The organism is Photorhabdus sp. RM323S, from assembly GCF_042879375.1.
Lineage (GTDB): Bacteria > Pseudomonadota > Gammaproteobacteria > Enterobacterales > Enterobacteriaceae > Photorhabdus > Photorhabdus tasmaniensis.
In genome coordinates this window covers 1-11,635 of the sequence record NZ_JBHFKZ010000081.1, presented here as the reverse complement: position 1 = coordinate 11,635, position 11,635 = coordinate 1, and the positions used below count along the sequence as shown (strand labels likewise).

At 46.4% G+C, this 11,635-nt stretch carries 7 protein-coding genes and 1 pseudogene; 7 read left to right on the top strand and 1 reads right to left on the bottom strand.

Going from position 1 to position 11,635, the window contains the following annotated elements:
• Positions 1 to 104: 104 nt before the first annotated feature.
• From ACGF7G_RS20950 to ACGF7G_RS20940, 3 genes and pseudogenes are all read left to right on the top strand, one after another.
• A pseudogene (locus tag ACGF7G_RS20950) lies at positions 105 to 1,511 on the top strand (IS1182 family transposase).
• A gap of 521 nt (positions 1,512 to 2,032) precedes the next feature.
• Complete coding sequence (locus tag ACGF7G_RS20945; protein WP_387468111.1) at positions 2,033 to 4,354, top strand: ATP-dependent endonuclease; 2,322 nt, start codon at positions 2,033 to 2,035, stop codon at positions 4,352 to 4,354.
• The gene (locus ACGF7G_RS20940) at positions 4,351 to 6,225 is read left to right on the top strand and encodes a UvrD-helicase domain-containing protein (RefSeq protein ID WP_387468109.1); all 1,875 of its coding nucleotides are present in this window, start codon (positions 4,351 to 4,353) and stop codon (positions 6,223 to 6,225) included. The genes ACGF7G_RS20945 and ACGF7G_RS20940 overlap by 4 nt, the downstream gene beginning before the upstream one ends.
• Positions 6,226 to 6,449: 224 nt before the next feature.
• Here ACGF7G_RS20940 and ACGF7G_RS20935 read toward each other — a convergent pair whose 3' ends face one another.
• The gene (locus ACGF7G_RS20935) at positions 6,450 to 6,638 is read right to left on the bottom strand and encodes an addiction module antidote protein (protein WP_387468107.1); all 189 of its coding nucleotides are present in this window, start codon (positions 6,636 to 6,638) and stop codon (positions 6,450 to 6,452) included.
• Positions 6,639 to 7,262: 624 nt separating this feature from the next.
• On the opposite strand from ACGF7G_RS20935, the gene ACGF7G_RS20930 reads away from it, so the two are divergent.
• The 4 genes from ACGF7G_RS20930 to pilO2 all read left to right on the top strand — a co-directional run.
• A complete protein-coding gene (locus ACGF7G_RS20930) occupies positions 7,263 to 8,312 on the top strand; it encodes a TcpQ domain-containing protein (protein WP_387468105.1) in 1,050 nt (349 codons plus the stop codon).
• A 6-nt stretch (positions 8,313 to 8,318) separates the two neighbouring features.
• Entirely contained in the window at positions 8,319 to 8,756 is a 438-nt protein-coding gene (pilM, locus tag ACGF7G_RS20925) for a type IV pilus biogenesis protein PilM (protein ID WP_387468103.1), read from the top strand.
• 85 nt (positions 8,757 to 8,841) lie between these two features.
• Entirely contained in the window at positions 8,842 to 10,476 is a 1,635-nt protein-coding gene (locus ACGF7G_RS20920; RefSeq protein ID WP_387468113.1) for a PilN family type IVB pilus formation outer membrane protein, read from the top strand.
• A gap of 23 nt (positions 10,477 to 10,499) precedes the next feature.
• A partial coding sequence (gene pilO2 / locus ACGF7G_RS20915) for a type 4b pilus protein PilO2 (protein WP_387468101.1) occupies positions 10,500 to 11,635 on the top strand: 1,136 nt, incomplete at its 3' end.

Sequence of the window (11,635 nt, the reverse complement as noted above, 5' to 3'; positions counted from 1 at the left end):
CCCCTGATTTTTTATCAGGGGATTCAGATTATTGACAAAGTGCTGGTTTTTTATCCGGCGCTTTGCTTTAATTAAGTTCCGTTCACCCGACGGAGCTTGCTACTATGTTAAGAACTCCCCTTCCCCAGACTTTCCCGCCAGAAATGCTCTCGCTTGATGAGCTGGTGCCCAAAAATCATTTGGTCCGTAAAATCGATGCTGCCATTGATTTCGAATTTATTTGCGAATGAGTCGCGCCTTTGTATTGCCACAATAATGCGACCAGTCATCGATCTGGTCAGGCTGATTAAAATGATGTTACTCGGCTACTTAATTCGGGCTCCTCAGTGAACGCCGTTTGGTACAGGGAATTCAGGTGAATGTGGCTTACCGCTGGTTTCTGCGCCTCGGATTGACTGAGAAGGTTCCTGATGCTTCAACCCTGAGTCAGAATCGCCGCCGTCGTTTCAATCATACTGCCGTTTTCCAGCAGATTTTTAACCACATTGTCGAACAGGCGATGACCAAAGGATCGGTCGGCGGGTGGGTACTCTATACTGACAGCACTCACCTGAAAGCCAGTGCTAATCCGCGTAAATCTAGGAACGAACAACGTGCTGTGCCCCCTGGCGCCTATTTTGACGCACTGGATAAAGCCGTCAATGAAGACCGGGCCGTGGCCGGAAAAAATCTGAAGCCAGCTCTTAAGGAACAGCAGAGAAAGACGAAGGTCAGTACCACCGATCCGGAAAGCGGATTTATGCACCGGACCAACAAACCCAGGGGATTCTTTTATCTTGACCACCGTAGTGTGGATGGGCAAGTCAGTATCATCACCGGTGCCTATGCCACACCGGGCAATGTCCACGACAGCCAACCCTTTATTGAACGCCTGGCGCGTCAGCTCAAGCGATTCTCTTTAAATTCCCTCGCGGTCGGGCTGGATGCGGGCTATTTTACGACCTCGGTTTGTTACTTAACGGAACAGTTAGGCGTCATTCCGATAATCGGTTACCGCCGCTCGAATAAGGGGCCGAACGTCTTCCAGAAAAAGCATTTTACCTATGACAAGCAGCGGGACTGTTATGTGTGTCCCTAGGGCGAAAAGTTGATTTATAAAACGACCTGCCGGGAGGGATACCGGCATTATCAGGCTGCAACGGATATCTGCCAGTATTGCCCGAAACGCGCGTCCTGTACGTAGGCCAAAGGGGGTAAAACGATCACCCGTCATGTCTGGGAGGAGAGTAAGGAGCAGGCCAGGGAAAACCGGCTAACGCCGTGGGTAAAAAGACCTACAAACGGCGAAAGGAGACGATAGAACGCAGTTTCGCGGATGCGAAGCAGCGTCATGGGCACCGTTATGCCCGGTTTCGGGGGTTGCTGAAAGTGAAAATACAGTGTCTTTTGGCAGAAATGGCCAAAATATCAATAAGATAGCATTGCTGGTCGCAATGCTATGTTGTTTTTATCTCTGGAGGACGCGCAGAGTCAATGCAGCAGGAGCCAAAATACCCCCTGCCGGGCGATAAAACCGGATAAATGAGGAAAATGGGTGGCATGATCCTTCATCATGAAAGAAACAAACCTCGTGATTTTCAGCGAGGTTTGTCAGCGGTCTGAGAACTTTCACATGTGAAAGTTCGTGTGATGGTCATGCCTAGGAGGAAAATAAATGGGCGAACTTTGGAGCAGATCATAGCTTCTCAACTACTTGAACTTGTAAAGTCAGCAAGTAGCAAGGTATCTCATCAGTTACTTCAAATTCAGCTTGCGGAGCTATCTTCCCGTTTAGGGTAGAAGAAGATACGGAAATTGATGATGAAATTGTCAGTATCTTATTGAATTTAAATGGCTTTGCTTAAGGGGACGGTAAGCTTCGACTTTTTGTGGACTTACCGGATGGTACGCACCACGGGTTCAAGCTATTGATTCTAAGACTTTAAGACATTTCAAATAAGCCTTACGTTAGGATGACTTAGGGCAATAAATAAAGTAATTTTAGTAATGATAAATTGAAATCAAAAATAAAAATTAGCAAGGAGGGTTAGAGTTGAAAATAGCCCGTATCGACATACAAAATTTTCGAAAATTACAATCCTGTCGTGTAGAGCTTACTGGGAAAAGTACGGTTTTCGTCGGCGCTAATAACAGTGGTAAAACGTCCGCTATGGACGCGCTGATCATGTTTTTGAAAAAGGCAAAGCGCAAAGAGCTTTCAACCACCGATATTACTTTATCCAATTGGGCAACCATCAATTCGGTCGGCACTGGCTGGATTAGTGAAAGTGAAAAACAAGCCCCAGTCCCGGATCTGACTCTGGATACATGGCGTACACAATTCCCTTCGATTGATGTGTGGTTAGAGGTGGATGAGTTACAAATACACTACGTCAGCCACATTTTGCCCACCTTGGATTGGGATGGCGGCTTGCTGGGTGTCAGGCTAATTTTAGAACCGAAAAACCTTGAATTACTATACAAAGCTTATATCAACGCTTACTCTGCAGCTAGGGAAACTATATCTGCTCGCAAGATAGAAGCAGATGAAACAACTGGATCACCACTGGTATTATGGCCAACTTCAATGCGCGATTTTCTGGATAGAAAGCTTCAGGAATTTTTTGCAATTAGCGCTTATGTGCTAGATCCAGCTTTAGCCGACAACGAACAACCTCAGGCTTTTACAGAATTCATGGAGGCAATTGATGGTGACCCGTTTGATGGCCTATTTAAGATTGACATCATTAACGCGCAGCGTGGTTTTTCAGACTCAAATGCCGGTGAAGGTGCGGCAAATACTGATCGGCGCTTGTCTGCTCAGTTAAGGAATTACTTTGATAAGCACCTCGACCCTAGCGAGCTTCCTGATGTGAGCGATCTAGATGCGCTTGAAGCAATGGAAAGTGCCCGAACAGTATTTGATCAAAAATTGAAGACCAGTTTCAGTGCCGCTATTGGTGAGTTGGAAGGGCTTAATTATCCTGGGTTTAGCGACCCACAAATTTTACTGTCAAGCAAAGTGAATCCGTTAGCAGGACTGAATCATGACTCGGCAGTACAGTTTAAAGTCATTCGCAGTGAAGACCCTTCAGGTGATGCTTTTTGCCTGCCCGAAAAATACAATGGATTAGGTTATCAAAATCTGATTTCGATGATTTTTAATCTGATTCGCTTTCGTGATGAATGGATGCGTGTTGGCAAGGTTAGCAAAAGAGAAGAAAGCAATAATAGGCCTATAGAGCCTCTGCACTTAATGCTAATTGAAGAACCTGAAGCTCATTTACATGCGCAGGTGCAACAAGTCTTTATCAAGAAAGCTTTCAGTGTGCTGCGTAATCATCCTGATCTGGAAGAAAAACAGCAGTTTGCTACTCAGATGATCGTTAGTACGCATTCTAGCCATATAGCACACGAAACAGACTTTACCGGACTGCGTTATTTCCGTAGGAAACCATTGGTTAATGAACCTGAAGTGCCAAATGCATGTATCGTTAATATGTCTACCACTTTTGGCGCAGATAGAAAAAAGACTAAAGGTGAAATAGCACAAGAAACACAAGAGCAAGAGAGAATCGCAACAGCACAATTTGCAACGCGTTATTTAAAAACGACACATTGCGATCTGTTTTTTGCTGATGCTGCTATTTTGGTTGAAGGTCCCGCTGAGCGGATGTTGGTGCCTCACTTTATTCGAAACCATTATCCAGATTTAGATAGAAGTTATATTTCTATTCTGGAAATTGGTGGTAGTCATGCGCACAGATTACGTCCACTTATAGAAGCCTTAGGAATACCTACGCTGGTAATTACCGACCTCGATTCAATTCAGGCTGAGTCAACAAGTAAAGCTCGTCCGGTAATGGGTCAGGGCCTCAAAACGGGGAACGATACATTAAAAACTTGGGCACCAGGAAAAACATTATTAGACGAGGTATTGAGGGCTGAGTTTGAACAGAAGACAGCGAGCAACGGAAAGGTCAGAGTTGTTTACCCTTGCACTGTATCAATTCAGTTTAAAGATGAGAAAGACGTACCGGATCAACCAGAGCCGGAATCAGCGATCCCTTATACTTTTGAGGATGCACTGGTTTTAGCTAACTTGTCAGTATTTAGAAAAATGACTGATAAAACCGGTCTTATCAAAAAAATGGTTGAAGCCGTTAATCAACCAATGCTTGATACAGCCTGTCACTTCATGTTTTGTGCACTAGATAAGAACGCCAAGAAAGCTGAAATGGCACTGGATCTATTGTATTTGGTTGAACCAAGCACTTTTAAAGCTCCACACTATATTGCTGAGGGGCTCAATTGGCTGGAAAAAGAGTTGATCAATAGCTCTCCGCTTGCGGCAAAGTCGGAGGCAAAGGAATGACAGAGGTGATTGATACTAAGACAGTTGACGATGAGATCTATGGCTGTCTAGATCTAGATAATCCAAAAAGCTTCTTTTTGTTTGCCGGGGCTGGTTCGGGCAAAACTCGCTCTTTAGTCGAAGTACTTAAGCGATTTCGTGAACATAATATCCATCGCTTGCGAGTAAAAGCACAACAAGTAGCAATCATTACTTATACCAACGCCGCTTGTGATGAAATTAAACGCCGCTTGGAGTTCGATTCTGCCTTTAGCGTCTCGACCATTCATAGTTTTGCTTGGGAGCTAATCAAGCCGCATCAGCATGATATTAGAGAGTCGCTTAGAGTCAGACTTCAATCAGACATTGTCGAACTTGAGGAAGCACAGCGTAAAGGTAGAGCAGGCACAAAAGCGGCCGAAGATAGACCAAAGCAGATTGCGGCCAAACTAAAGCGGCTGGAATCACTAAGCAACATTAGGAAGTTTACCTACAATCCTAATGGTGAAAATTCGGGCAAGGATTCACTTAACCATGCTGAAGTGATCGGCATAACCGCTGAATTGCTGATCAGCCGTCCATTGTTGCAGCAAATTCTTACACGCAAATTCCCGGTTTTGCTTGTAGATGAAAGTCAGGACACGAAAAAAGAGCTAATTGATGCTTTGTTTGTAGTTCAGAGCTTACATCAGGACAAGTTTTCGTTAGGTCTGTTCGGCGACATTATGCAGCGGATTTATAACGATGGAAAAGAAGACCTAGGTCTAGCTCCATTGCCGGATGGTTGGCTTACTCCAAAAAAGGAATATAACCATAGGTGTCCTCGTCGAGTTGTGAAACTCATCAATAAAATTCGAGCCGAGGTCGATCAAAACTTACAGCAATCCGCTAAGCCAGAGGAAGGCTTCGTCAGACTATTTATTGCGGATACATCTGATGGGATAGACAAAGAGGCTTATGAGCGCTTTGTTTGTCAAAAAATGGCAGAGATTACCGCTGATGACTTGTGGATAGCAGAGAAAAAACACAATAAAACACTAACCTTAGAACATCACATGGCGGCACAACGAGGGGGCTTTGCAAGCTTTTTCAATTCTCTCTATGAAGTCGATAAGCTTAGAACCGGTTTGCTTGATGGAACCCATGCTGGCATTACTTTTTTTTCAGAGAGAGTACTTCCACTTATCAAGAGCTTGGACGTAGGTAACCACTTCGCTGTTTCTAGAATCGTTAATAAGTATTCGCCACTTATTTCTAAAGAATGTTTTGAACAAAGTGCTGAACCTAAGGCGGAGTTAGCAAAAGTTAAGGATGCTGTCGATGCTCTTTATGTTCTATGGCGTGATGACGCAGATCCCTCTCTAATCAACATCCTTAAAGAAGTTCAGCGCACTCGTTTGTTTAATGTCCCCGATGTTCTCACATTGATTGCTGAGAGGCAGGATAGGAACTATGAAAAAGCAGAAGATGATAATGATCGAGATCCCGTTGTTGACGCTTGGGATGCCGCGTTGATGTCTCGCTTTAGTGAGTTTAAGGAATACGTTGCGTACATATCTGATGAATCTAGGTTCGGTACTCATCAAGGCATTAAAGGGCTCGAATTTCCAAGGGTAATAGTCATTCTGGATGACGAAGAAGCTCGTGGCTTTTTGTTCAGTTATGACAAATTGTTTGGAGCTAAACCCCCAACTGCAACAGACATACGTAACCAGAAGGAAGGCAAAGAAACTAGTATTGATCGCACTAGACGACTGTTTTATGTGACTTGTAGTCGAGCGGAAAAAAGTTTAGCGATAGTTGCTTACACAAACGAGCCTAATAAAGTAAAAACGAATATTATGAGTCAAAATTGGTTTGAGGAACATGAAATTATATCCTGTCAAATATAACTTAATGTGTATTAGTCGCGACTAATACATTTTATGTCCTGTCGTTTTCATCTATCTACTTCCATCAAGAATTAGTCCAATTGTTGGAGGAAAATAAAGTTTCATCCTATTGAGTGTGCGTTGTCGGTGTTCTAGTGGGTTGCATAGTAAAACGTAGTCCCAAGGTGTTAGCAACCTTTGTGATTGTCGTAAATGTAGGGTTTCCTTCGCCAGAAGGGCCTTTCTCAGCTCATTCCAACATCTCTTGCTAGTTGGCTGATGTTACGGGCTCGTGCTATGTCACCCAAAGTAGCCGCAATAAGGGAAGGATCACCATCTTCCACCACGGCCTCCAGGTACGCCGCAATATCTTCTTCTGTTTGGAGATAGTCTGCAGTGTCGTAGCGGCTGAACTTTACTTTTTGGCTTTTCATCGGTTATTTCTTCCTTGCGTGGCAATGGTTTTTGCCAATTCAATATCGAGGGATTGGCTGTTTTTGTCTCCACCGCACTGTGTTGTGGTTTAATTTCCAGGACACTTCAAAAGCCCGGTTACTTACAGATACCGAGAATAACCCTATGCGAATCTGACAAAAGTGTCAAAATGCGTTGACAAAATCTACGTCGGGCGTAATATTAGCTTTAACAACGCTCGCAATGTTCCCTAGGGGATGTTAGTGGGATTTTTTTTTGCCTCTTTTTCTTCTTCAGGAATGACGACTAATCATGCCTTGTACCCTCTATCCAAAGCCGTATCGCTCACCGGGGAGCTTGTTGCCGATTTACAGGTTAAGCATCTTTAGCTTCAGAATACTGCCGATGCAGAACGAATTCTTAGCCAGATAAACTATCACCACTTCAAAATTTACCGGCATCTTTCCTCTATCCGGCCAGTAGCACACTGCAAAAATTAGCAGTTGAATTTAAATTAACCTATCTGACGCGCTGATTTCGATTGGTACGTTTTTTTTGATTTTGCAAAAAGAGTTCTGTATTGAGCTCAGTCCCGGATCCCCGCACAGTAAGTCGCATTTAGGATCACCTGCATGGGAATGCGCATGAAAAACCCTGTTTTTTTCTCACTCAGTTGGTTGTCCGTCATGGTATTGGCTGGGTGTGCCGGACAAACTCAGGAGACTACCGCATCCGGTGTAAGTGTTCACCGTTCTCATCAGGCACGTCCCGCCGTATCCGATATCTATTCTCCGACACCGGAAGTTACACGCTATGATCGCTATACTTTGGTGAGTGTAGGCAGCCAGGCTGCGCAGCGTGAACCCCTCAATCAAATCATCAATATCACCATGCCAGTCCCATTGGTACAACGCATTGGTGATGGATTGCGTTATTTGCTATTTGGAACCGGTTATTCGCTGTGTGATACCGCCGCAACCCATTTCGTTAAATTGATAGGCAGGCCATTACCGGCTATTCAACGCAAAATTGGGCCGATACGGCTCAGTGAAGCGTTGCAGATTGTTGTCGGGCCAGCATGGCGTATCCGGGTAGATGAGGTGAATCGTGAAGTGTGTTTTGTTTTACGTGATGAATATCATCAATTTTCCAAGACAACGGTTGGTCGGATAACACCGCCCAAAATGCGGGTACCGTTGCAGAGGTCTTCTTCACCGGCGTTATCGGCATCTACATTGTCCAACAGCACATTAGCGACTCCGTTACCGGTGAAACCACCGATAGCTGAAAGACCAAAAACAGATACCCTTCAGGCTCCTGTGACAGGAGGGAAACCCACAACCATTTCTTCAGTATCACCCACTCAGCCCATTAAATCCCTACTGAGCGGCAGTACACCCGTGACCACGGTACCGATAGGCAACATCTGGCGTGCGGAAACAGGAACCACTTTGCGTGGAACGTTGGAACGGTGGGCTAATGCAACGAATTGCCCGGTAGGGGGACATTGGGTAGTGGTGTGGTCGTCACCGACGGATTACCGCATTGATGCGCCGTTGACGTTCAAAGGCAACTTTGAGTCCTTGTTGGTACAACTGTTTGATCTTTACCGACAGGCCGAGAAGCCGCTGTTTACCGAAGTCAGTCGCTTTCAGTGCCTGATTTCAGTCAGTGATAAACCCGTAACCCGGTAAGCCGTGATGGGGTACGTCATCAGTGCGTTTGCCTTGGTTTTTCTGCTGATTGCCGGGGGTATACAGTTGCGACAGGCAGAACAACTGTATGTCGATCATGACAACGCAAGGGCTCGAATACTGGCAGACCAAATGTTGCTATTAACCAGTGCCATTAATCACTGGCGTGGGGGCTATACATCTAAAAATGGCACGGTGGATCTCCGTAAGCTCATTCTGCCTTTTCAGCCAGATGCCCGTATCCGACATGTTATCAGTCAAGGTCGGCTCTGGGTGTGGATGCCGGAAATACCCGGTCTTGTCACCGCTCTGCGCGAACGCACTAAGGGGTCCATGTTGATTGGTGAAGTCCGGCAGGGGCGGTTGTATGGCTTATCTGGCCAAGAAATAGGATGCACTCTTCCTGACGGGATCAGCGATGGTGATGTGGTGTATTTCAACTGAAAAAAACGGACAGGATGTGATGAAAAATAAACGGTGTTCACTCAGGCTTTGTACTTGCCTTGCACCACTGGTAGTGGTAACAGAGATGGCGCTGATGTCCGGTTGCACCTTGCAGGCAGTGGATAATATGGCGCGTGAGGCCAGTATGCAAAGTCGAGTCGCACAACAGCATTTACACCAACAGCATAACCTGAAACAACCGGGGGTAACCTGGGTAGATAAACCCTGGGTGAATCTGAAACCGGTAGTTCAGTCTGTCGCATCGGTAACGTTGCCATCCTGTCAGATAACGATTAACAGTAAAGTCGGGCTGACATTACCGGAACTGGGACAACGCATTACTCAACTTTGTGGTGTTCGGGTCACGGTAACACCCGACGTTTTATCACGAACATCAACCACTGTGGGTGGGTTGACACGCCAGATGAATGGGGCATTACCGACACCTGATGATAAGGGGCGCATGCCATTGGATTGGTTGGATGATCGAGATATACACTCAGTTAATGCTGATGAGCGTCGAGAGCCAGAAGTCCTCACGGGTCTCAATTGGCAAGGGGAGCTGACGGGGCTTTTAGACAATATTGCCAGCCGGTTAGGGATTGCATGGAAGATGGATAATAGGGCCGTTGTGTTTTATCGGTTCGAAACCCGGACATTTCAGTTGAATGTTCTCAACACCCGTACCAGCAGTAATGCCAGTGTTGCCTCAGGGTCAACCAGCAGTATGGGGACATCCGGGGGCAGTGGTAATGTCAACAATTCTGTCTCTGGGGAGGCCAGCTCTTCACAGAAAACGACGGTTGATCTGAACAGTGATTTATACGAAGACATCCGTAAGACAGTCGAGAATATGTTGACGCCCGAGCGGGGTCGGTTCTGGTTGTCAAGCTCCAGCGGAACACTGATGGTAACAGATACCCCGGCGGTACTGGATTCGGTATCCCGTTATGTGGAAGAACAAAATACTGTTCTCAACCGTCAGGTTTTGTTGAATGTTCAGGTGCTGAGTGTCAGCACTACCCGTAAAGAGCAAATGGGACTGGACTGGGGATTAGTTTATAACTCATTGCATAATTTGGGGGTTACGTTATCTGGCAGTTTTAGCGGTATGGGCAGTGGGGCAACGTCTGCGGGGGTCAGTATTCTGGAAAGTGCCACAGGGAAGGCGGCAAAACTCTCGGGTTCTAACCTGTTAATAAAAGCATTGAGCGAACAAGGTAATGTCAGCGTGGTGACCTCTCAAGGAAGTGCGACCACTAATTTGACCCCCATTCCGATACAGATGGCTGATCAGACAGTGTATGTGGCTCAAAGCAGTACAACGACTGCCACAGATGTGGGAGCCACCACGGCTCTGATGCCCGGGATGATCACTACCGGGTTTAATATGACTTTGTTGCCGTTGATACAGCGCAATGGGGATGTTCAGCTACAAGTGGCTTTCAACCTGTCTGATCCGCCGACTATCCGTTCATTCACATCTAAAGAAGGCAATTCTTATATTGAGATGCCGTATACCCGGCTACGTTCACTGAGCCAGAAAGTGAATCTGCGTGCCGGGCAGGCTCTGGTGCTCACCGGATTTGAACAGGCTGATACTCGGGTGACTAAGGCGGGAACCTTTACACCGGGTAATTTCCTGCTTGGGGGAGGACAGTCCGGAGAGAATAAGCGTAGCACATTGGTTATTTTGATCACCCCCGTATTACTGGATTGAGGAATGAAAGGAGGCATGAATCAATGAACAGCATTGATTTAGAAATACCCGGTGAGACACCCGAAGTCACGGTTGTAAAGGCCGGTCGCCATTGTTGGATCAGTGGTCTGCGTTGGTCACCGTACGTGAAGGTAAAACGGGGGCGCCGTAGAGGGCAACGTGTTCGTCCTCAATACACCAATGTGCATCTGGTCGTGGGCAATCGCTCGAGGAGACGTCAGCAGACTACACGTATGATGGGAACGGGAATAATCAGGAAATGGTATTGCCGTCACACACCGTATTCTTTAGCCATTGCTTTTTTATCACATTCCGGCCCAAACGGGTACGGGATCTATGATTTGGGCGAAGGGCAATGGTTATTTTTGGCAACGCAGAATGGTTTGCCGTCCGTGATGGCCGATATTGTCGGAACCCGCGAGAATGTCAATGCAGCACTGTTCCGTTTTTTAACGTTTAACCCGGCTCCAGATAAAAGCTGGCGGGTGGTATCTGACCCTGATAATCCGGCCCACTGGCGCTCAATAATTTCTGCTTTGTCGGCTCATCAATATCGGATGTGTCGCCTGCAACGGCGGTGGCGGACACCATTATTGTTGATGGCCGTATTTATCATGTTGTTAATAGTCGTAGGAGTGTTGTTGCAGTCAGGAAAATCTCCCGATGAGAGATTACCGATGACTGAAACCGTTCAAGTCAGGGCGTCACGATTGTTTGAAGAAACGCCAAAACCTGTTGACTTACCGCATCCGTGGGCCGATAAGCCGTTGTTACCCGCGTTTTTGGCACGTTGTGTCATGACCCGTCGGACGATCCCGGTGTTATTGGCGGGGTGGCGCTTGACAGCAGGTTCATGCCGAAAAGATGGCGTCCGCCTTCACTACGAGATTATGCCTGGCGGTACAGCAGCGCATTTTGTTCAGCGTGTACAGAGTGTATTTAATCAGTCACCGGTTTTTGACCTGGTTCAGGGCGCAAAAGAAGGCCGGGTATTCCTGCCGTGGAAACCTTTGCCGGTTCGCAATGAAGCGGTGCCTGCTGTTTCAGTACAGTTGATGAAGATGGTGTCGAGTTTCCAGCAATGGCAGATCCCCCTGACGTTAAATGAACTCACGCCAGCATCGGCATTACCGGGAGACGGGCAATCTATACCTTCCCA